General features: G+C 44.6%; 17 protein-coding genes. 8 read left to right on the top strand and 9 right to left on the bottom strand.

All coding sequences use genetic code 11. The features are described from left to right. Positions 1–12: 12 nt before the first annotated feature. Positions 13–2598, bottom strand: a complete 2586-nt coding sequence (locus tag HQM11_02850; GenBank protein MBF0349938.1) for a response regulator — start codon at positions 2596–2598, stop codon at positions 13–15. 299 nt (positions 2599–2897) lie between these two features. Between HQM11_02850 and HQM11_02845 the strand changes: the two genes are divergently transcribed. After that, positions 2898–4679: a phosphoenolpyruvate carboxykinase (GTP) gene (locus tag HQM11_02845; GenBank protein MBF0349937.1), complete on the top strand. Its 1782-nt coding sequence runs from the start codon at positions 2898–2900 to the stop codon at positions 4677–4679. A 31-nt stretch (positions 4680–4710) separates the two neighbouring features. On the opposite strand, the gene HQM11_02840 is transcribed toward HQM11_02845, so the two are convergent. Together HQM11_02840 and HQM11_02835 are read right to left on the bottom strand one after the other, a co-directional pair. Then, the gene (locus HQM11_02840; GenBank protein ID MBF0349936.1) at positions 4711–6000 is read right to left on the bottom strand and encodes a hypothetical protein; all 1290 of its coding nucleotides are present in this window, start codon (positions 5998–6000) and stop codon (positions 4711–4713) included. A 5-nt stretch (positions 6001–6005) separates the two neighbouring features. Next, positions 6006–6275 carry a hypothetical protein gene (locus HQM11_02835; GenBank protein ID MBF0349935.1) on the bottom strand — a complete coding sequence of 90 codons (270 nt, stop codon included), beginning with the start codon at positions 6273–6275 and terminating at the stop codon, positions 6006–6008. 216 nt (positions 6276–6491) lie between these two features. On the opposite strand from HQM11_02835, the gene HQM11_02830 reads away from it, so the two are divergent. From HQM11_02830 to HQM11_02820, 3 genes are all read left to right on the top strand, one after another. Then, positions 6492–7034 carry a hypothetical protein gene (locus tag HQM11_02830; protein ID MBF0349934.1) on the top strand — a complete coding sequence of 181 codons (543 nt, stop codon included), beginning with the start codon at positions 6492–6494 and terminating at the stop codon, positions 7032–7034. 150 nt (positions 7035–7184) lie between these two features. Next, a complete protein-coding gene (locus tag HQM11_02825; protein ID MBF0349933.1) occupies positions 7185–7961 on the top strand; it encodes a hypothetical protein in 777 nt (258 codons plus the stop codon). After that, on the top strand, positions 7958–8764 hold the full coding sequence (locus HQM11_02820; protein ID MBF0349932.1) for an MBL fold metallo-hydrolase: 807 nt from the start codon (positions 7958–7960) through the stop codon (positions 8762–8764). The genes HQM11_02825 and HQM11_02820 overlap by 4 nt, the downstream gene beginning before the upstream one ends. Before the next feature lies 1 nt (position 8765). Here the strand turns inward: HQM11_02820 and HQM11_02815 are convergent, their stop codons facing one another. Continuing rightward, positions 8766–9743: an NAD(P)-dependent oxidoreductase gene (locus tag HQM11_02815; protein MBF0349931.1), complete on the bottom strand. Its 978-nt coding sequence runs from the start codon at positions 9741–9743 to the stop codon at positions 8766–8768. Positions 9744–9934: 191 nt separating this feature from the next. Here HQM11_02815 and HQM11_02810 point away from each other — a divergent pair, with 191 nt between their 5' ends. Together HQM11_02810 and HQM11_02805 are read left to right on the top strand one after the other, a co-directional pair. After that, positions 9935–10810, top strand: coding sequence for a WYL domain-containing protein (locus tag HQM11_02810; GenBank protein MBF0349930.1), 876 nt, complete (start codon positions 9935–9937; stop codon positions 10808–10810). A gap of 152 nt (positions 10811–10962) precedes the next feature. Further along, positions 10963–12198, top strand: coding sequence for a hypothetical protein (locus HQM11_02805; protein ID MBF0349929.1), 1236 nt, complete (start codon positions 10963–10965; stop codon positions 12196–12198). Between the two features lie 3 nt (positions 12199–12201). Here HQM11_02805 and HQM11_02800 read toward each other — a convergent pair whose 3' ends face one another. From HQM11_02800 to HQM11_02790, 3 genes are all read right to left on the bottom strand, one after another. Then, positions 12202–13320, bottom strand: a complete 1119-nt coding sequence (locus HQM11_02800) for an alanine dehydrogenase (protein MBF0349928.1) — start codon at positions 13318–13320, stop codon at positions 12202–12204. Positions 13321–13389: 69 nt separating this feature from the next. Further along, positions 13390–14373, bottom strand: coding sequence for a hypothetical protein (locus tag HQM11_02795; protein MBF0349927.1), 984 nt, complete (start codon positions 14371–14373; stop codon positions 13390–13392). Between the two features lie 83 nt (positions 14374–14456). Beyond that, positions 14457–14714 (bottom strand): hypothetical protein, encoded by a 258-nt coding sequence (locus HQM11_02790; GenBank protein ID MBF0349926.1) that lies wholly within the window; start codon positions 14712–14714, stop codon positions 14457–14459. 504 nt (positions 14715–15218) lie between these two features. Between HQM11_02790 and HQM11_02785 the strand changes: the two genes are divergently transcribed. Both HQM11_02785 and HQM11_02780 read left to right on the top strand, forming a co-directional pair. Next, positions 15219–16628, top strand: coding sequence for a wax ester/triacylglycerol synthase family O-acyltransferase (locus HQM11_02785; GenBank protein ID MBF0349925.1), 1410 nt, complete (start codon positions 15219–15221; stop codon positions 16626–16628). Between the two features lie 136 nt (positions 16629–16764). Beyond that, positions 16765–17520, top strand: a complete 756-nt coding sequence (locus tag HQM11_02780; protein MBF0349924.1) for a transporter substrate-binding domain-containing protein — start codon at positions 16765–16767, stop codon at positions 17518–17520. Between the two features lie 2 nt (positions 17521–17522). Here HQM11_02780 and HQM11_02775 read toward each other — a convergent pair whose 3' ends face one another. Both HQM11_02775 and HQM11_02770 read right to left on the bottom strand, forming a co-directional pair. After that, positions 17523–18932 (bottom strand): mannose-1-phosphate guanylyltransferase/mannose-6-phosphate isomerase, encoded by a 1410-nt coding sequence (locus tag HQM11_02775; GenBank protein ID MBF0349923.1) that lies wholly within the window; start codon positions 18930–18932, stop codon positions 17523–17525. A gap of 10 nt (positions 18933–18942) precedes the next feature. Continuing rightward, complete coding sequence (locus tag HQM11_02770; GenBank protein MBF0349922.1) at positions 18943–23739, bottom strand: NAD-glutamate dehydrogenase; 4797 nt, start codon at positions 23737–23739, stop codon at positions 18943–18945. Positions 23740–23795 lie beyond the last annotated feature (56 nt).

The following is a 23795-nucleotide window of genomic DNA, read 5'->3' as shown; positions in this document are numbered from 1 at the left end:
CATTGCTATTTATTATTCAAGATGCTGTTTGACGTAAGTTTTTAATTCTATTAACGCCTGTGCCATTTGTGGCAGAATCAACTCGATTTGTGTGTGATTACCAGACTTGCCAGACAGTTCCAATTCAAAGGCAATATCACCCAGGGGCATTGCCCTTAAATTTCGTGCTCCGCCCTTGATAGAATGAGCTTCTCTTTCAATCGTTTTATAATCTTTGCTATCCAGACAGTTCTTTATGTTTAACATCTGGGACTGAACATGTTCAAAATATTCATGAAGGACCTCTAACAAAAAAACTTTATCATCGCCAAATTCTTCCAGCGATTGCTGGAGGTCCAAAGGCGGAAGGTTGTTGAGTGCTTCTGTGTGTGAAGAAGAGTTTGCTTCCTCCCTGATGCTCAGAATCCATTTGTCCATCATCTGGATTAACGCGTTTCTATTGAGCGGTTTGGTTAGATAATCATCCATTCCCGCAGTTATGCATTGTTCCCTATAGCCTTTAATGGCATGAGCGGTCATCGCGACTATTGGAGTTCGGACGGCACCACTTGTCTGCTCCATCTGACGAATTTTCTTTGTAGCCTGATAACCATCCATTCCCGGCATCTGGATATCCATAAGAATCAAATTATAATTTTTATTCTGGAAAGCTGTGACGGCTTTTTCACCATCAATGGCCAGATCAACATGATATCCTGAACTTTCAATAAATCTCACAGCCACTTTCTGGTTTGTAGGATAGTCTTCAACCAATAAAATGTGATAATGTCCCCTATCTATTTCTCTGCCCGCATTTGTTTTGGGGAACAATTGTTTATTTGTAGAAGCCTCTTTGCTCCAACCCATAATTTTCTGAATTGAGTGATACAATTCACCCAACTGTACAGGTTTATGGAAATGAAACAGTTGGGGTATATTGAGATTTCCCAGATGACTGATGTCACCAAATGGAACCAGAACCAGAACAGGAATTTTATGTTTCTGAATATATTGATTGAACGCCGCTGAAATGGAATCACGCACATAAAACAAATGCGCGTCCAGAACAATCAGATGCCACGGCTTATCCGTCGCCTGAACCTGCTTCCACGCATCATCCAGATTGACAACGTCAGACACAGAGGCACCTGAATATTTCAAATAACTCGCTGTCACAAATAACTGCATCGGGACAGCGGAAACAACCAGAATATTAATTTTATTGAATTTTTCCGGAGTCATTCGTTGAATTCTGTATTGATCTTCTGTTTTGAGTAACGTCAGATCCAGCCAGAAATGACTTCCTGCGCCTTCCCGGCTCTCAAGTTCCAGAGTACTGCCCATCAATTGCGCCAATTGCTGAGAAATCGAAACCCCAAGACCTGTGCCGCCATACTTTCTGGTAGTAGACCCATCGACTTGAGTAAAACTATCAAAAATATTCTTCTGTTTTCCGAGCGGTATCCCAATGCCTGAATCCTTCACACTAAACCGAAATTGTATTTGATTGTTAGTTTGTGACAGAGGCAGAACCTCAAGCACAACTTCGCCTTCATGAGTAAACTTGATCGCATTGTTGACCAGATTGATAAGAATCTGGCGGATTCGCAGGGGATCTCCCTGAATCATGGATGGACAATCGGGAGGCATATAGGTAATCAGTTCAATCCTTTTTTTATGGGCTTCATGAGCCAGCGAATGAGACAAATCATCCAAGGTTTCCCTGAGATTGAAGGGAATAATTTCCAATTCCAGTTTCCCTGCCTCAATTTTAGAAAAATCCAGAATATCATTGATGATCATTAAAAGAGAATTGGCTTCTTTTTGAATCGTATCAACAAAATTTTTCTGTTCTTCATTCAAGGGCGTTTCGGCAATTAATTCACTGAGCCCCATGATACCATTCAGCGGTGTCCTGATTTCATGACTCATGTTGGCCAGAAATTGCGATTTACTTTGATTGGCGATTTCAGCTTCATGAATAGCGGCTCGAAGTTCCTGTGTTCGTTGATCCACCATCACTTCCAGTGATCCCTTTGTTTTGTTCAGTGCCTCCTCAACCAGCTTTCGTTCCTGAATTTCCAGTTCCAACCGTTTATTGCTCTCCTGCAATTCATCTTTTGCCTGATTCAGATAACGGTTGGTTGTTTCGAACTGCTGGGCTTTTTTCGTTGTAATAACCAGTTTTTCCGTGAGAATCAGCGAAAACACACGATACACCGTGTGGTACATGGATTCAGTGGTTGTGTCAGAATACCTGTGGATATCATCCGCATCAATCGTCAACACCTTGACAGGAGATTCAGAAATCACAGACGCTGAACAAAGCGTGTTTCCAATCACACTCATTTCACCAAAAATATCCCCTTTGCGCTCAAGTTTCAGGATTGATTCTCCTCCGGCATACACCCCGACAGTCCCTTCAATCAAAAAAAATATTTTTGAGTTATGCTGTCCTTCTTTGAGAAGCACGGTGTGCGCCTCAAACTCAAGAATATGAGCCAACGGTATGAGTTCCTTGAGTAAACCGTCAGGAAGATGAGTGAACATCCTTGAGGTTTTCAGATAATTGACAATTTCCTGATTATCACTGACTATAAAATCTTCTGTATTTTCCATAAGACCTCCTTTCTCTTAACCTATCATGGTGAATATCATTGCAGATATCTGATGACAAACAGATTTTTAATTTTTTTATTGTTTTAACAGGAATGCCGAGTGGATTTATTCAATTTTTTTTGATTTTTTTTTGACATCGCCCCTTGAGCGGGTATAGAAACAATATGGAAATCTGGAATAGATTGTTTCTTTGCGCAGATTAAATGGCAAAATTGCTATTATTCGCGCATTGATAGCCGAGGAGGCGGAACTGACATTATGCCGGATCCTCATTGTTAATTCACTAAAGGAGGAAAATCATGAGTACAAAACACGCAAAATTACAGCAATGGGTAGACGAAGTATCAAAGATGTGTAAACCGGATAAGGTTTACTGGTGTGATGGTTCCAAAAAAGAATATGACACCATGATGCAAACATTGATTGACGCAGGAAGTGCTACTCCTTTGAAAAAACGGCCAAACAGTTTTTTGTTTCGATCTGATCCAAGCGATGTTGCCCGTGTAGAAGATCGAACCTACATCAGTTCTGTCAACAAGGATGATGCAGGCCCAACCAATATCTGGATGGCACCTGATGAATTGAAAACCACCATGAAAGCTCTTTATGATGGCTGTATGAAGGGTCGAACCATGTATGTGATTCCATTTTCAATGGGACCTGTCGGTTCGCCTATGGCCAAAATCGGTGTGGAAATCAGTGATAGTCCTTATGTTGTTTGCAACATGCACATCATGACCCGTGTTGGCTCAAGAGTCATGGATGTTCTGGGCACAGACGGCGAATTCATTCCTTGTCTGCATTCCATTGGCGCACCTCTTGCTCCCGGACAAAAAGATGTTCCATGGCCTTGTGCGCCTATTGAGAAAAAATATATCAGTCATTTCCCTGAAGAAAATCTGATCTGGTCCTATGGTTCCGGTTATGGTGGCAACGCGTTGCTCGGGAAAAAATGTCTCGCCTTGAGAATCGCGTCCAACATTGCCCGCAGAGAAGGCTGGATGGCGGAACACATGCTCATTTTACGACTGACCAACCCTGACGGAAAGCAATATCATGTAGCGGCAGCGTTCCCTTCAGCTTGTGGAAAAACCAATCTTGCCATGCTTCAACCCACAATCCCCGGATGGAAAGCTGAGTGTATCGGTGATGACATTGCCTGGATGAAAATCGGCAAAGATGGCCGTTTACATGCCATCAATCCTGAAAGCGGATTCTTTGGTGTGGCCCCCGGAACGTCTTACGATTCCAATCCAATGGCCATGGACAGCATCAAGGAAAACGTCATTTACACCAACTGTGTATTGACTGATGATGGCGATATCTGGTGGGAAGGAATGGACGGCGAACCACCTGCACACGGAATCGACTGGAAAGGTCGCGACTGGACTCCCGCAAGCAAAGAACCAGGTGCCCATCCGAATGCGAGATTCACAGCGCCAGCAACACAATGCCCTGTCCTTTGCGCTGATTGGGAAAAACCTGAAGGCGTGCCTATCGACATGATTGTGTTTGGTGGCAGACGCGCTTCAATGGTCCCATTGGTGGCCGAAGCGTTTAGCTGGGATCATGGTGTTTATATGGGAGCAACCGCAGGTTCAGAGACAACCGCCGCCAACATCGGTTCAGTTGGAAACCTGCGCCGGGATCCATTTGCGATGAAACCCTTCTGTGGTTATAACATGGGCGATTACATGCAACATTGGTTGAACATGGGTGATAAACTTGGGAACAAGGCTCCAAAAATTTTCTATGTGAACTGGTTCCGCAAAAGTCCTGAAGGCAAATTCCTGTGGCCGGGTTTTGGCGACAACAGTCGTGTGCTGAAATGGATGTGTGAGCGACTCGAAGGGAAAGTCAGTGGCATGGAAACACCCATTGGTATCTTGCCCAAAGATGGTGAACTCGATGTTTCCGGACTCAAGGTTTCTGAAGCAAACATGAAAGAATTGCTCAGAGTGGATACAGCCGCATGGAAAGCAGAACTCGCCGATGTTGAAAAACACTTTTCTTCATTTGGCAGTCGATCTCCAGCGCGTATGAATCAACAGTTGAAAGACCTTGACAAACGTCTTGGCTAAATCATAAGGGAAAGGCCTTCGGGCCTTTCTTTCATTCCTTCAACAGCCTCGGCATTAACGGCTCGATCAATGAAAACAGAGTCTGCTTCTTATTAAACTCCCAGCTTGTTCCCAACAACACATCCAGAGGATAAACCGGAATTCCCTGTGCATCCACACAACGTCCAGTTGTCAATCCCTGAGTTTCCACATTTTTTATTTGCTCCTGATTCAGCCAGTTCAGCGTTTGTAACCGGTTTTTAAAACGAGTCAGATACTCAATCTGTTCAAAACTCCCCAGACACTTCCAGCCATTCAGAAATGCGAGCACAATAAATGTAGGAAATATTGCGGGACACCAGTTTTCCTTTTCCAGATTTTCATAAATCATCGACAAATCCAGTGGTTCAGTGCCTTCCGGACTATAGAGACACGATTCTCCCAGTTTCCAGAAAATCTGTTTGGAACAATTGCCTGATGGTGCTGAAAACATTGGAATGTCCTGAGCAAACGCGTTCAGGAGATTTTTGCGTAATGCCTGATCCGTAAATATCCGCGTCACAGGATGATTTTCAAGGACCAGAATTTTCAGCAAATAACGTCGTATCACCTGATTGATATCAAAAAAAACCATTGGTTTGTCAGGCATCAGAAGGTTCATTTGTTGCTGACAAAAATCCAGGGACCACCTAGAAAATAAAGTTCCAGTTTCAGGAACAGGTGCCAATTTTTGGAGAACGGGGTTTGCGCAAGCCAGAATATGTGATGTCCGCTCAGGAATTAAGGCATGAAACACAGAGACATCTCGCATTTTTCCGGGAATCAATGAGATTCTGGCATCAGCAGTATCCTGCATCCTGTTTTTTTGAGATTTTTCCAGTTCTCTATAAATTGACGAGGGTTTTTGAATAATGTCCTCTAACTGGTGTCGCTTGCTGTAATTCAGACACCCCGACCATGCTGAGCCTGAAAACGGAACACCGGAAAAAGCTCCAATTCCATAATATTCACCTTCAGGAAAACCCAGTGTCGACAGATGATGAATCGCCCAGAAGGTCGGACCTTCTGTCGCTGTCACATGTGTCGCTGTTTGCAAGACACGCAAACGAATGAATGATTCAACAATTTCATCGACCTGCGCGTGTGTCCAAGCCATTTCCCGCAATTCGTCTGTGAAGGCTTCTTTTAAAAATGATTCAACTTCCACAGAGGCCGGATATTCATATAATTCATGGGAATATTCCTGAATCGGCATCAGGCTTTTTTGTTCAAGAACCGCCGCAAGAACGTGGCGTCCTTGATTTCTTAACGCCTCAAAAACAGGATTGATATTGAGATGCATGTTCCTCAGGTAAAATAGGAGAGCCAACCATCAAAACATTGGCGAACCATTTGTATTTGCTCATCAATGTGACGCTTCACCGTATTAGAATTAACCCGATTCCGCAATTCTCCTGATAAATAATCACGGATTACTTTTTCCAGTTCTGCAGAACTGACACGTTTTTCCATCAATTCAGGCAAGATGGATGAAGCGTTTTTCAGACATTCCAAAGAACTTCCAAATTTTTTATCTTCTTCGCCAAAACACTCAGGAATTTTATCCTTCCAATTCATACATCACCCCTAATCAAAATTATCATCAAATGCAGTCGTTTTATATTAATTGATCCAATCAAAAATTGAAATGTCTTTCATTGAATATATTTACTCTTGCAAATTGGATTATCCAATTATACATACAAAGCAATCCAAACTTGGATTATCACAGCGGTGTCTTGGCCATATTCCTGGAAAAGACGATGAATCCTCTAAACCTAACCTGGAGTTGTCATGGATAAAAAAATGTCTGATAAATTTTCAAAACTGCAACTGGATGATCTGATCAGTCAGGATAAATCAACATTGGATCAGTGGTTTTTAGCCGGTGAGACACCAACTATCGGGGAAATCAACGGCATTACCAATGGAAGAGTCCTGTCAGGGATCACTGTTCTGGAAAGCGATGTCGTGCGCACGTTGGTCAATCGGTCATGGCTCCCATGGCAGGGAAAGACTTTTTTTCCAATAAATGATGAAGCAGGAAAAGGGGTCAACCGTTTGAAAGTGGGTCCGGTAAAACGTGACAAATTTGAGTTCACCACAACTATCATTCCTGCGCTGGTCGGAGACAAACCTGTTTTCTCCCTTAATTATGACCATCCGCACAACCCCTGGTATATCCGACCCATCCGGGATGATTTGAAGAAACTTAAAGACGGCCTGTTTCTTGGCACAGCCAATGTCCGCCTACGGGAAGAATATCATTTTGTTCTGTATTTTGCTCTTGAACTGGCATCTCTTGCAGGAATAAACAAAACAAGTTCTGCCGACTGATCTCTCCGTCATGCTAGATTCTACTCCTGGCATGACTTTATAAAAATACGATCCTTTATGTTGATTATCTGTTCCGGGTTTGTTAATAGCTAAACATTCATGACTATTGTCGTTTTTGTTTACTTCCTTGTTCTCCCCTTTATAAAGATTATGGAAGATCTATTATTCAGCTATAAAACAGGCATCAATAAAGTGTTTGGCGTCTGTGTTCAGATTCTTAACATTTCCCGATCTTTTGATAAACTGGCCTTTGAAATGGAGTTGCTGGCCAAAAATGGCATCATCAAAGCAACCCGGATTCGAGGAAATGAAGGAAAACCCCTCATTTCGCTGGCAGGAGAATTATCCAAACTGCCACAACAGATTCAGCCTGAAATCACCGAACTGGAATCCAAATGCGTGCTGCTATCTCGTAAGATCGCGTTATGCTCGGTCGCGGCAAGACGTTATTATCAATACACGCAATCACTGATTCGATTTAAAGCCACCCAAAACAGACATGATCAAGTACAGTCGTTGATTCAAAATCTGCATAAACCAACCTATGTCAAAAATTTTATTTCAACATTGTCTCATGATGAGATTACCCCGATTGATTATAATAATTTCCAATATCTCATTTATAAAAGCGAAGATAATCTGAAAGAAACATCCGCACTGCTGTTTGATGCTCTGGATATCGTTTCGGCCTCACTCATACAGATTGACCGCATCAAAAAAATCCAACAGACAACCCAATATATGGCGATATGCATCTCTGTCAACGCGGCACATCTGCAAAGTGATTTGCAGGAATTCAACAGTTTGATAGAAAACATCGGTCAGGTGGTTAAAAATCTGGATAACAGGTTACTTGTGCTTCAGGAACATGTGGAGCATGGAGAACGATTACTTCATAAACTCGCTCATCGAAAAAGTTTGATATGAAAAGCAAAGTTATTTTTGAAAAAGGAACTCATCGATGGATCATGCTTGGCCGGGACGCAGATCGAACGACCAATGTGATTGACACAAACGAATACATCATTTTGCATGATGGTGAATCCATGCTGATGGACCCGGGTGGAATCGAGATTTTCCCACAGGTGTTGTCAGAGCTTTCCAGACACATTGAAATTGATTCTATCAAGTCCATCGTCGCTTCTCATCAGGATCCAGACATTGCCTCGTCATTAGCCATGTGGTTAGATTTGTGCAGTGACATCAAAATCTATTGTTCCGCAATCTGGACGGATTTTATATCGCATTTCGGCATGGGCACACGCATCAACCTGACACCGATTCCAGATCACGGAATGGAGATTCCCATAGGCTCATCCAAAGCCAATGTGTATGCCGTTCCCGCTCACTACTGCCATTCATCAGGTAATTTTTCCTTCTATGATCCGATTGCCAATATTCTCTTTTCGGGAGATATCGGTGGCGCTCTTCTTCCAAGCGCGGAATCAGATCTGTATGTCAAAGATTTCAATAAACACATTCAATACATGGAAGGATTTCATTTACGCTGGATGCCTTCCATTCCCGCCCTGAAAGCATGGACCCGGCGCGTCAGGCATATCAATCCGCAGATGATTTGTCCTCAGCATGGAGCTATTTTTGAAGGTGAGAATGTGGGCAAATTGCTGGATTGGCTGGACTCACTCACAGTTGCCCAATGGAAACACGATGATGCTCAATCTGATCTCAACAATTGTATCTGGATGCGTTGGAAAACCGAGCACTTTTAAGTTATCGCTTCAGCCATTGACCAATTCTGGCCATCCCGTCTTCTAATGAAATCCTGGGTTCATAGCCCAGGACTTTCCGTGCTTTATCAATCGAATAACTGCTTGGACGCGCGACATAATTCAAGCCATCTCTCCTGATTTCTGTTTCAATAATTCCCAAATCATAGAGTTTCCCCATCAATTCCGTGACAGGAATAAGCACCATCATCGGCAATGAAACCGGGATTGGAACCTTTGCGACTTTTGCCAGTTGGGTAAAATAATCTCTCCAGGTTGTTTCACCGCCATCTGAAATATTGAAGGCTTCGCCATAACGCTGCTGTTTGATCGCCAATAAAATTCCATCAATCAGATTGTCAACAAACACATGATTGATAATCCCGTTCCCACCTTTCACCAGTGGCAACAATCTTTTCCTCATCAACTCAATAGGGCGAACCACCCACGGTATTGAACCCGGACCATAAACATCTCCGGGACGTATCACAATAACACCGAACCCCGGTTCATTGAGCGCCATGACAACACGTTCACTTTCAATTTTTGTTTGACAGTAAGGATTGTTTTCTCCCCGAAAAGGGCCCTCTTCTGTAATTTGCGCAGGAAAATTGAACCCATAGACCATCACACTGGACAAGTGAACAAATGTGGGACAACCATTCATTTTTGCGGCTTTTGCCACATTATAACTGCCTTCAACATTGATTTTCCGGAAGCTTTGCATTGTTCCACCTTCTTTCACAATGGCCGCTGTGTGGAAGACAATATCAACATCCGTGATGAGTTGTCTCATTTGCTGATAATCCGTGATATCTCCCAGGGTCGCGTCAATCCCCATCCGCCGAATATCAACTAGCGCTGAATCCGAGATATCAATACCCGTCACGGTCATACCCTGTTCAAGGGCGATTTCCGCAAACCGTTTTCCAATAAATCCACCAATCCCGGTGATAAAAATTCTTTTTCCTTTTAATTTCATGAATCCTCCCCATTTTGCGGTTATATTTCCTGGTTACAGGTGTAGCCTGAGTCGTTGAGGATAATCAAGAAACAACTTGCAAAACCGATCAAAGATACCTATCAGACTATTTATTTAGTTAAATAACTGACTGATTAGTTCAACTAATCATGGTGAAATCATCACAACCGTTGATTTGATGCAGGAGACCGATGGCCGTAGATATCAAAGCGCAGATGCGCAACAAGAAATGGGATGTTGTCAAAAGACTGGAATTTATTGATTTTTTATTATTCTGGCGGGGAAGTCTGAATCGTGGTGACTTGTCGGCAAGGTTCAGGATTTCATTGCCTCAAGCGACTGCCGATCTTAAACAATATCAAACCCTGGCGCCTAAAAACATGGTATACGACAGTAGCGCCAAAATATTTTATGCGACTGACACCTTTCAGACCATCATCTATGAGCCAAGTGCGGAAAATCTACTCAATGAATTGCGCTATCTCAACCAGGAAACCTCTGATTTTCATTTTTTAGGTAGCACTCCTGAAGTGGCAACCCTGACATTTCCCCGACGACAAATCAGTGTGGAATATCTGCGCGTTTTACTCAATTGCATCCAGAATCATCAATCTGTGGAAATCCAGTATCAATCCTTAACCCGTATCACTCCCAAATGGAGACGCATTGCCCCTCATGCGTTTGGCACAGACGGCTTTCGTTGGCATATCCGTGCCTACTGTTTTCGTACCAACAGTTTCAGGGATTTTGTGCTCGGGCGAATCCTGGATGTACGCCTGCCTCAACCTGAAGAAGTCAATTTTTCTGAGGATGAATGGTGGCATACCTGGGTCAATGTTATGATTGGACCACACCCGGGACTGACTGCCGATCAACAGACTATCATTTCCAGAGATTATGGCATGGACCAGGGAAAGCTTGTGATTCCTGTCAGGCGTTCCATGTTACTCTACCTGCTGGTATTGCTTCGTGTGGATGATGAACAAATTGAAAAATGGAGAAATCCTGAAGAACAACAAATCATTCTTTTAAACCGGGAAGAATTAGCGGAAATGATGCCTGCCTGAGTTTTTGAGAACCCGTCGTTTGGTTTTTTCATGAATATTACTGGAAGAAAACACTTAAATCGTAGCTCAATCTTGTGATTTGGCAAAAAATGTGAGCAAACAGGTTTAACCTCCTAAACGACTTTATCGGACAATTAATAATTAAGGGCGCTATGCATGCTTCATTTTTCATGAAAACAATCCTGTTCTTCACCAGCTTCCTGATCATTATTACAGGCTGCGCAGACCGTACCAAAGATAGCTCCAGCAGTTCAAAAAGCACCGAAGACACCACTGAAGATCCGGTAGTAATCACGCCCACAACCTCCTCTGACTGTGCAGGGTCGGCACGAACATTCTATAAAGACTCGGTGGATCACGTCGTTGCGGCGCGTGCCAACTCCAAACTTTCCGTAAGCAAACTCAGCCTTCCGGCCTTCAAGGAATTTCAGGGTGGTAACGGTTTGTATTACAGCCAACAATCGTTCGCAGTCCCGAATGATGCCATTTCTTTTCATGTTTCCGCATTTGAAAGTTCCCCCACAACATCACCGCCTTCTTTGGGAATATGTTACCTGTTTGATCCGAACAGCAAAGATTATGTATCCGAATGTGTGCTGGGAGATTTTGGCATAACATGGGAACCTTCTCTGCCAACAACCACCCTCATTCCGGGAACATGGACCGCTGTCGTGTTGAGTTCAGTTCAATCGGCCAGTGCGTATGTCGCTATTCGAAGCGGAACCTACACTGAATCGCCGATACTGGTTGTCAAACCTTATCTGACAGGAACGCGTTACACCAGTAGCAATTTGACAGCATCGCTGGAACATATGGTCGAAATTTATAAACTGGCAGGTATCACTCTGGAATTGAAAGATATCACTACCGTTACAGGCGATGAATATGCGACCATATCAGGTGATTTTACAGCAACGAACACCGCCAAAGTTGTTTGTTCAGGCGGCACAACGCAGGTAAACCTTATATTGGCGGAAGATTTGACAATTCCAGGGACTCTGGGTGGGACTCTGCTGGGAATTTCCAGCGGCATTCCAGGTCCCCATGGAATTGAAGACAGACACAATGGTGTTCTTATCGGTTTGGCGGCCCATGATCAGGCATCATCCGGACAAGCGCCCGATTTACATGCCAGAATTCTGGGAGAAACGATGGCCCATGAAATGGGGCATTGGCTGGGACTTTATCACACCACAGAAAGCACCGGGAGCGATTTTGACCCCCTTGCGGATACTCCCGAGTGTCCACTGAGCAGTCCAACAGCCAGTACATGCCAGGATAAAGATGGAACCAACCTGATGTTTTGGACCGCCGATGTTAATATTGAACAGAAAACACTGACCAGCGACCAGCAGGCTGTCCTCAAGCGTGCGCCAATCATGCAATAGCTGTTATCGACCCAAACGTTGTTCCAGCGGAGTATAATCCAAACCGAAGGTTTCGGCGATGCCTTGATGCGTCACATAACCGCGGAACATATTGACGCCCCTGGCCAATGCGGGATTATTGCGTAACGCTGTCGGAATTCCCTCATTCGCAACTTGCAGAGCATACGGCAACACCGCATCAGCAAACACCGGAGTCGCAATTTTTGGAACAATGGCGGGCATATTGGGAACACAATAATGTAAAATATTTTCCACAACATAGGTAGGTTCTTCATGTGAGGTCGGTCTGGAACTGGCCAGACTGCCACCATGATCAATCGCAAGATCAACCACCACTGACCGTGGTTTCATAACCTGAAGCATCTCATGATTGATCCAATGAGGTGTCTTCTGACCGGGAACCTGAATAGCCCCAATCAACAGGTCTATCTGTTTCAGAACTTTCAAAAGATTGAAGTCATTATATAGCAAAATATTCACACTTGCCGGCACCTGCTGACTCAGTTGAAATAGATTGGACGTCTGATTTTCCAAAATGAACACATTTCCCCCCATTGCCGCGACTTCTCTGGCCGCATAAATCGCCGCGATACTTCCCCCGAGAATTCCCACAGTTCCAGCAACACCGCCCGGAATATTGCCCAAAAACGCACCATTTCCACCATTTTGTTTTTCCAGATATTTGCCGCCTGTATGAATGGCCATCTTCCCGGAAATCGCACACATTGGCATATAAACCGGAAAATTTCCCGGTGAGACTTCAATCGTATCAAACGCTATCGCGATACTTTTTGAACGCAACAGGGTGCGAGTGAGTTGTTGATTGGCCACAAAATGAAAAAAAGCCATGATGATCTGATTTTCCCTGATCATCGGATATTCACGCCCGATAGGCTCCGTCACCTTGATGATCATGTCCGCCCGTAAAAAAATTTCACGGGCCGTTTCAACAATCTCGCAATCGGCTTCCTGATAGGCCGCATTGGAATAATCACTGCCACTTCCGGCATCCGCTTGAATCAATACCTGGTGCCCATTCTGTTTCATTTGCCTGGCACCCTCAGGAGTCATGGCAACACGGTATTCAAATTTCTTCAATTCTTTGGGAATTCCAATAATCATACGCACACAAAAAAAGAGTGTTGGAGGATGTTGTGTCTGGTATTGACCTATAAGTTGATTCCCCTGATGTCAAGATGTTTGGGGGGTAAGCCAGTCTGAGGGGTGTTCCATATTCATTGTCTTAATCAGGCTCATGTCCAGTGTCCATGATACCTCCGGCATTTTTTCATGAGCCATCCACAACAATAAGGATTCTTTAAGCCCAAGTGATGTCAACAGAACATCACGAGGTCCATAGTGTCGTATCAGGACATGAATAATCGCAAGAGCCTGATTCAAATGAATGGCCTGGTGTTCTCTGAGTTGCCAGAGGGAAACCCGTTCCGGAATGGATAATTGAGAAATTTCAGCACTTTTTTCTTCAAGTTGAAAAACAGGAATCAGAATTCCCGAGGAAGAGGTACGACAAAAACTGGTGGGTGACAGGCCCAGAATCTTGAGCAATGTTTTGGAAGCGCCGCCTGTCCACAGCAGGGTTGAATCATTCCACGCATGACAGGAACATAACTTTTGCAGCTCGAAGTGCAGGTCTGCTTCAATCCTTTCCCGGGAAATTTCTCTGACAGTTCCGTAATTCAGGCTTTGCTGATGAATCAGGCTGGACTGTTGAATCAGTGAAATTTCCAGACTGCCGCCGCCCAAATCGGCCATACAGACCCGGTTGGACAAATCAGGGGTTAACGCATGGATGGCCGAATATAAAAAGTGAGCTTCCATCTGGCCTGATATGATTTCAAGGGGAATTCCCGTCTGCACCCTGATTTTATTCAGAACATCCTCATGATTAGAAGCATCCCTGAACGCACTGGTCGCAACAGCTTTTATTTGAATATCTGAAAATTCGGAGAGTTTGCTGAGGAAATACAAAAAAATCCGCACAAGAGATTTTTCCGTATCGGGTGAAATAGATTGTCTGACAAACACATCCTGCCCAAGATTCAAAAAAATCCGATAACGGCAGAGAGCCTTCAACAAACCGTTCTTGTCTGGCTTGGCAACGACCATGCGAATGGCGTTGCTTCCCAGGTCGATTGCGGCAATATGGCCCGTCATTGGGGACTCAAAAAGCTTGAGTTCATAAGCTACAGCAGAAAGTCAGTTCAACCAGAAAGTGATTTTTCCTGATCAACGGAGGATTATCTTTTTTTAATGGGGATGGCTGTGGAAATTTGAGGAGCAGAAGCTTTTTCTTCAATAACATTCAAACCGTCAATATCCTCAATAATTTTTCTGATGCTGTCTTTGACGCCAGCCAGCACAAAATATAATCCCTGAGTCGCGTCAGCACTCAATTGCCCCTCTGCAAGAGATTCGCTCGCAAACTCCAGAATATAAACCGTATTGGTCAATGATTCTTGAATATCACGCTTTTCACGTTCAGCTTTTCTTAACATATCCCCCTATGTGTCATTCATCCCTGATTCGGATCATTTCAGATATTTTTCCCCTTGTATCTGAGTAACTTTCAAATCTGTGCCAACCTTAACCAATTTAAATTAAAAAATCTAATAAAAAATCACTGCAAAAACTTCTCCATCTGTTATGCTGACACACATCAGTTATTAATTCAGTCACGACGATATAAATAATACATAAATCAGTCTTCAAAAACAGCTCGTAAAACTACCTGTTTTATTGTCCCTCAAAGAACTTTTTAACCCATAAATCTTAAAAAACCCCGTAGTTTCACCTGTAGATCAAAACAGGAATCTCACTGTTCCAAACAGTGATGCCGACAATCACTCAACAGATTCTCAGATTTTCACGCATTTTGACTCTTGTCATTCTATTGCCTGAACGTTATGAGCCATCAAAGAGCCTATTTCAAAATTCCGGAGCTTTCCCAAAAGAACCAACTGTTCTGGAATGTAGGCCTGTCATTTCCCTTTTTCTGAAGGATTCCCATGAAATCAAAAAAAATGAGCCAACTGGATGCCATGTTTCTCTATGGAGAAACCCGTGAGACCATGATGCATGTCGCAGGTTTGTTGCATTTTAGCTTTCCTGAAAACGCATCCTCCAATTTTCTCAGGGATCTGGTCAAAGAACTCAAGGACTCGGCGGAGATTCATCCTCCATGGAATATGAAATTAAAAACGCCTCAATTTTTATACAATCCCGTCAATAAATGGATCGAAGATGAAGCCTTTGACCTGGATTATCACATCCGACGATCCGCCTTGCCATCGCCTGGTGATGAGCGTGAATTGGGAATTCTGGTTTCCTATCTGCACAGCAATCAGCTTGATTTCACTCGTCCGCCCTGGGAACTGCACCTCATCGAAGGCATGGAAAACGGGAAATTTGCCCTGTATGTCAAAGTGCATCATGCACTCATCGACGGTTACACCAGCATGAGAATCCTTTCACGAAGTCTGTCCAGCGATCGCCACGATCATGAACAACCCATGTTTTTTTCTATTCCACCCATCAAACGGAACAAACAACCGTCGGATGAAGAACCACCGACATTCACCAGTATGCTGGAACATTTCTGGGAATATATGGGGTCTGTCCAGCATGTCGGACGCGCCTTGATTGATCTGCGGAACGCAGGGAAAAATGAATTCAAAAATCTCGTATCGTCCATTCAGGCTCCCAATTGTATTCTCAATGGAAAAATCGGCAGAAACCGTCGCTTCGCCACTCAGCAATACACCATTGAACGTCTCAAAGCCTTGGGCCGGTCTGTGGGTGGAACCCTGAATGATGTGGTGATTGCGATCTGTGCGGGAGGCTTGAGAAAATTTTTGCTGGAACTTGGGGAACTGCCTGAAAAACCACTGATCGCATTCATGCCTGTGAATGTGAGACCCAAGGATGACCCGGGAGGTGGCAATGCTGTGGGGGTCATGCTGGCCTCCATGGCTACCGACATTAAAGATCCCGCAAAACGGATAGAAGCTATTATTGATTCAACCCGAAAAGCCAAGGAACAGATGCATGGCATGTCTCAAAACGCCATTTTGGCCTACAGTGCTCTGCTGATGGCGCCCTTCGGATTCCAATCCATCAAGGCCATTGCCGGTATCAGCGGAAAAATTCCGCTGACCTTCAACGTCTGTATTTCCAACGTTCCCGGCCCTGATTCCTCACTTTTTTTTAGAGGAGCACATCTGGATGCCACCTATCCGGTTTCCATTCCTGTACATGGCATGGCACTGAATATTACCTGCCAGAGTTACAATGGAACTCTCAATTTTGGTTTTATCGGGTGTCGAGACACGTTACCGCACTTGCAACGGTTGGCCGTTTATACCGGTGAAGCCCTGGAAGAACTGGAAAAAACCATCCACAGCAATGGTTGATCGATTGCCAGATCATGTTGGTTATTATTTAAAAAATTCATAAAACACGCTCTTGCATTTCCCAAATTTTTCTTACATAGAAGAAAAGTAGAATCATGCAATAACTGATGAATAAACCATTGAATCAAGGGGAGTTATGATAAAAAAAATTGCCAGTGCCGCTATCATTTTTATGGCAAGCACCAGTTTGATATTTGCCGCCACTGTGAGTATCTGTACGGATACCAACATCTGGTATCCTTTCACTTTTGTAAAGGATGGACAGTCCTCCGGCTTGCATGTGGATATCGTGACCCGAGCCTTGCAGGATCTGGGTTATGAAGTCAAATTTGAACCCATGCCATGGAAACAATGCCTCAAGCAGGTTGAACTGGGGAAAGTGGATGGCGTGGTTTCAGCGTCCTACAAAGATGAGCGGGCAGAATTCATGACGTATCCTGAAGACGCCAAAACCGTGAAAAAATCCAGGTGGAGTATTTCTGTAGTGGAATATGTGGTTGTCACCATGAACAATGACCCCTACATATTTGCGGGAGATGTTAAAACCTTGCCACAACCGGTCAGGGCGCCCAATGGCTATTCAGTCATTGATGACCTGAAAAAAGAAGGTGTGGAAGTGGATGCCGCGCAAGGGGACGAAAATAATTTTAAAAAGATGCTACGTGACAAAAAAGGAGTGGTCGTGACCATTCCTGAAGTCGCAAAAATATTTAATAAGAAATACAAGGATCAGTTTAAAACACATGAACAACCGATCCAGAGTAAATCCTATTATTTCACTATTTCCAAAAAATCAGCCTTGTCCGATGCTGACAAGTCCCGAATCTGGGAGCAGATCGCCAAAATCCGGGATAACGATGAGGTCATGGAACAGTTCCTGAACAAATATTGAGCTCAGACCCGGCCATAATCATCATCAAACCGTTCAATATCATCCTCGCCTAAATACACTCCCTGCTGAACTTCAATGATCTGCAGGGGGATTTTCCCGGAATTACCAATCCGATGCTTGACTGTCTGTGGAATATGAACGGACTGACTTTCTGTCAACAGAAGATTTTCCTGCCCACGAACAATATCCGCGGTTCCATGAACCACCACCCAGTGTTCACTACGGTGACGATGCCGTTGCAGAGACATCCGTTTTCCCGGCAGGATTTCCAGTATTTTGATCTTATAGTTTTCAGAATCATGAAGCACGGTAAAACTCCCCCACGGACGTAAAACGGTCGTATGAAATTTATATTCATACCGATCTTCTTTTTTGAGTGTCTCGACCAGTTGTTTGACATCCTGAGTACGAGTCAAATCACAAACCAGCAAGGCGTCATCGGTTTCCACAATCACGAGGTTTTCCACGCCAATACTGGTGACGAGTTTTTTGGAACTGAAGATCAGACAATTCCGGGTATCCTGCGAAATCACATTGCCCCGAGTCACATTCCCGTTGCTGTCCTTTTCAGATTCCTGATGGATACTGTCCCAACTTCCCAGATCGCTCCACTGCATGTCAACCGGCAACACCGCGACAGATCCGGATTTTTCCAGAATGGCATAATCCACCGATTTGGACTCTACCCTGGAATAAATTTTTTCAACCACAGCAGGATTACGGAACGCGTTTTCCACATTGATGTATTCTGAAAAAATCTGGAACATTTTCGGTGCGTGTTGTTTGAATTCACGCAGCAATGTGTTGGGTGTCGCCATGAAAATCCCGGAATTCCAGGTAAATTGCTGTGATTCCAGATATGTTTTTGCGGTCGCCAGATCAGGTTTTTCCACAAACTGTTCGACAATGAACCCCTCGCCCATGGGTTTTCCCGCTTTGATATAGCCATATCCTGTTTCAGGACGGTCCGGCCGAATACCGAAAGTCACAATCATTCCCTTAGACGCCAGGGTTTCCGCTGTTCTCAACGCCTTGACAAATTCCGCTTCAGCCTTGATCAGATGGTCGGCAGGCAGAATCGCCAGTGGAACATCTCTCAAATTTTCCGGAATGCATAGAATCCCCCATAAAATCGCGGGAGCCGTGTTGCGTCCGAAAGGCTCCAGCAACAACTGGTTCGAAGTGAAAGCTTCATCCACTTCCTGCAACTGGTACATCAGTTCAAATTCATGGGCTTTGGAACCAATCACATAAATATGTTCCTTGCCTGTGACCTGAAATAACCGCCGATAGGTATCCTGAAGCAACGATTCATGGGTTGCCCCCATATTCAAAAACTGTTTGGGACTCATGGACCGGCTATAGGGCCAAAGACGAGTTCCACTGCCACCTGATAAAATAAATCCAATCATGATGAAATCCTTATAAATTTACCGGAGCCAGAAAACCGAGACGATGAAGACAAACCGCCAATGTCGAAAGATTAACCGGCGCACCATATCTCAACTGCTCCAGAGTTTGAAAATAACCATCCACAGCCTGAGGCTGGTGATGTTTGAACGTTCCCAATAAACGTTCGCTGGTCAACGCCTGCAACGTTCCCTCCGCATGCGACTGGATCACACCATGGAATATCTTCCGTTTACTGGTTTCCAGAGATTGGATCAACATCTCCTGATGTGTCTGTTCCCATTCATTTTGCAAAGTCAGCGTGTTCAGGCGTTCCCTGATCCAGCCAAAGCCGAGCAAGTCATCCAGCAACAGGGTCACACGCAGAGCTGTGTTCAATTCCTGTTTTTCCTGACGATGGAGATAGAGAACCTCCGGAATGTTGCCCAGTAATTGAAGCAGACCAAGAGTTTGAGAAATTTCCTTTGAAAATCCGGATTGTTCCCATACAGAGGAGTCTCTGCTCAGTTTTTCTTTATTGACCTCACGATACAACTGAAACAATTGATCCAGTGTGTTTTTGAACCCGGCAAGATCCGCCAGATCAATGCCCTCGCGGGAAACGCTCAATAAATATTCCGTTAAAGATTTTATCCGCTCCTGAAACAATAATACCGCGTCATATTTTTGTTGCTGACTCACCCCCTGACTTTGCCGGACAGCATTCATCAGCGAGACCCCGTTCATGCCGTGATAGACCAGCAGATATGCCCGGGCAATGACTTCGACCGTCTGTTGACAGGATTGTCCAACCTGAAAGAAGAAGGCGGAACCTGCTTCATTCAAGATAGAATTGGTCAAAACGGTCGCGATAATTTGTCGCTTCAATTGATGTTGATCAATGAACGCCCGGCATCGAGCTAAAATTGTTTCCGGAAAATAGCCTTCATAAAGTTCTCGAAGAAATGGATCCTCACACAGGGTTGACTTCAACAACGCCTCATAGATCCCCATTTTGGCATAAGCCAGAACGACAGCCAGAACAGGACGGGGCAGTGGGGCTTTTTCATGTTCCAGTTTAGCCAGTTCGCTGGGAATCGGGATGAATTCGCTACGACGGCTCATACCTTGCGTTTCAAGGGACGCGATCAGTCGGGAAAATATTCTCAACTGTCTGTTGGAACGTAGCGAATCCATCGAGATGGACTGATGTTGGCCAATATTATTTTCCAGAACCAGTCTGGAAACCTGATCCGTCGCCACCCTTAACGTCTGGTTTCGTTCCTCTATATTTTTAAACTCTCCGGATCTCAGCATTTGCTGTAGCAAAATCTTCAGATTCACCTCATAGTCAGACATATTGACCCCGGCGGAATTATCAATGGCATCCGTATTCAGTTTGCCGCCGGCACGATTGAATTCAATTCTCCCCAGTTGGGTCAAGCCAAGGTTGGCTCCCTCACCGATCACCTTTGCCCGACATTCAGTAGCATCAATCCGCACCGCGTCATTGGCCTGATCGCCAACCTGAGCATGGGACTCCTGGCTCGCCTTGATATAGGTGCCAATGCCGCCAAGCCAGAGAAGGTCCGTTTCCATTTTCAGAAGGGCCCTGACCATTTCGTCGCCAGTGAGATATTCCGAAGAAATTCCAAGCATCTGCCGCACTTCATTGGACAATTTAATGCTTTTGGCCTTTCGGTCATAGACCCCGCCCCCGGCGCTGATCAGTTGGGGATTATAATCTTTCCAGGTAGAACGTGGGAGCTCAAACATTCTTTTACGTTCCGTCCAACTTGTTTCAGGATCAGGATCAGGATCCAGAAAAATATGCGCATGATTGAACGCGGCCCGCAATTTCAGAACACGACTCAGTAGCATTCCGTTTCCAAACACATCACCCGACATATCCCCCACCCCGGTGACAGAGGTGATTTGTGTTTGAATATCATGTCCCATTTCGTGAAAATGCAGTTTGACACATTCCCATGCGCCTCGTGCGGTGATGCCTTCTTTTTTGTGGTCATAACCAACGCTTCCGCCAGAAGCGAACGCATCACCCAACCAGAATTGATAGCGCCCGGATATGGCATTGGCAAAATCTGAAAAACTGGCCGTTCCCTTATCTGCCGCCACAACCAGATAAGCATCCTGTTCATCATACACCATCACCTGGGCAGGATGGGTGACATGCCCGCGAGCATCCACATTATCTGTCAGATCCAACAGGGCACTGATGAATTTTTCATACTGGTGTTGCCCTTCCTGAAGCCATAGATCTCTGGAGGCCGGCTGTTTTTTGATCACAAACCCGCCTTTGGATCCTACCGGCACAATGACCACATTTTTTTTCTGTTGGGTTTTGACCAGCCCCAATATTTCCTTTCTGAAATCATCAGGACGGTCTGACCAGCGAATTCCTCCACGCGCCACACGGCCAAACCTTAAATGTGTGCCTTCGAAACCGACATCATGAACATAGATTTCACGAAACGGCGCGGGAACAGGCATGTGGTCCACTTTGGCTGAATCGAGTTTGAACGCGACCAGACTGGAATCACTCACTCGCCCGGTATAAAAACTGGTGCGCAAGGTATATTCGATGAGATTGAACAATCTTCTGAAAACCAGATCTTCTTCAACATCCTCCACATCCGCCAGACTATCCAGAAAATGTTGTTTTAATTCGGGAACCAGAATTTCCTGCCGGTACTCCCTGGAACCATAGCCATCGTCTGGTGAAAACCGTGTTTCAAACAATTCAAACAACATTCTTGTACTCCGGGGATGTGACAACAGCGCATTATGAATTTTCTGCCGACTTACCGAAGCACCAAGTTGAAGATATAAATTCCGATATGCCATGAGAACGTTGATGGAACGCCAATTGAGTCCGACATTCAATGCCAGGGCATTCAACGGATCATTTTCGGTGGCCTGGTTCAACACCTTCACCAGCAGGGTTCCCAGCAAATGATGAAATTTCTCTTCATCAATCCGTTTTTCGTCAAGAGACTGCACCCTGAAAGTCTGCAAAAAACCCAGGGTGTGCTGATAATCGCCAATACGCACTGTCAGTTGATCAATCACGTACAACCCCATGTTTTGTAAAACCGGCATGATGTGATTGAGATCAATTTTTTCCAGACTGTAAACATAAAATAGTGAAACCTTATACGCCAGATCGGTGGGGATGGTGAAGGGCACCAGATTATATTGCAGTTCCCGCTCGTGAATTGCTTTTTCAAAATAGCGGATATCCCTGACCGCGTCCTGTGGAGAAGTTCGGACCCTGTAATGTTCAGGCATCAATGCCACATAACGGTCAAACAGTTCCTGAGCGATATTGTCAGCATAGTCTTCGCGAAGCACATGACGAAGGCGTTCGTTCCAGGGTTGAACCAGAGCGGAAAGCGTTTCTTCAAGCTGAGTGATATCCAATGTCCACGAAGCGTCTCCATGCAGATCAAAATACATATCAATCCAGTTTTTTTCCTCCCCCTGAACCTGAATCACTTCCATATCCTCATGCGGCACCTGTTGTTCCAGGCATTCGATAATTTTTTCCAGATTGTTTTCTGTGAAAATCTGCGAGGGAATTACAACCATGAAATGCACCTGATTCTTCGAGGGATGGCGGTATTGAAAACAATGAATCCGGTCAGGCGCGTTGATGGATTGAAGATCATCAAAACGTTGTAGCAGATTTGCGGCCGATGAACGAAACAGCTCATGTTTGGGAATCGCGCTGAAAGCCCGTATCACTGCATTATACTCATAGCTGTCTGGCACCAGGTGTTTCTGTTCAAAAATATATTTCATTTTGAGGTGAATCAGCGGCATTTCAATATTCTTGACATGCAACGAACTTCGACGGATCAACCCCACCAACACATGCGTCGAGACGGAACCATCCGGTTCCTTGAAGCGGAACCCCATACACATCAGTGGAATTAAAGACAGCACAGGACTCGCCGCTTTGAGTGTATCAATATGAAATGGTGAAGGCATCTGCTGGTTTTTCCAGATATGCGCGGTGAGAATATCCTGGAGCCTGGAAGGATATTTCCGCTGGTATTCCTGTGACAGAATCCCCAGACAGCGCTCAGGCTCTGCCGACAGTTTCCCGGTTTTTCCAGTCTGGTTATAGCAGATATAGCCCATAAGCGTGAAATTCTGGTTCCCCATCCATTCCAGCAGGTTCAACCATTCTTCCTGGGGTTCTGGAAGATCTTCCTCATAGTGATCCACTTTACGACGAATCTCATCCTGCAACTTCAACATGGCGTTTTTGTCCCGATTGATCTGCTGAGCCGCTTGTAAATGAGCTTCAATACGCAAGCGCAAGCGGTCCAGAAGTTCCGCGTTTTCAAAGTATTCAAGTTCGATATACACATGACAAAATTGGGGATAGCGTGCGTCATGAGGTGAATGAAGGATATGCTTGTCAGGACCCGCTTCAATAGCCGCAATCATATGGATTTTTCTGATAATCCTTAATTCCATGTCCCTCAGCAGGCTATCAATCGTCATAAGCGCGTAAGGGACATCCGGATACACCACATCCATCACAATCATTTTTTCTTGATGCGCGGAAACAACCTGGGGGGTGATTCTGATCTGGAAGGGTTCATTCACAGCCTGTTCAAAAAACTCGAACCGATTTTCAAGAAACCTGAGCATTTCTGAAAACACGGTTCCGTCAATGGATTTTCTGGACATATTCGCGAGAAATAATTTTCCATATTGCTTTAGCGACTCACTGGTAAGATTTTCGAGAATAGTGTCTACGAGCGAGGACAGATCAGAGTTGCGTTGTTGATTGGACATAGTGGCCTGCATTCGGGGAAAGTGGACAGGGCTTTCCAGAAATCATCTTCCGTTGA

It is taken from the genome of SAR324 cluster bacterium, from assembly GCA_015232315.1.
Taxonomy (GTDB): domain Bacteria; phylum SAR324; class SAR324; order SAR324; family NAC60-12; genus JADFZZ01.
Note: the sequence above shows the minus strand (reverse complement) of the source record. Positions and strands in the feature narration are given on the sequence as shown.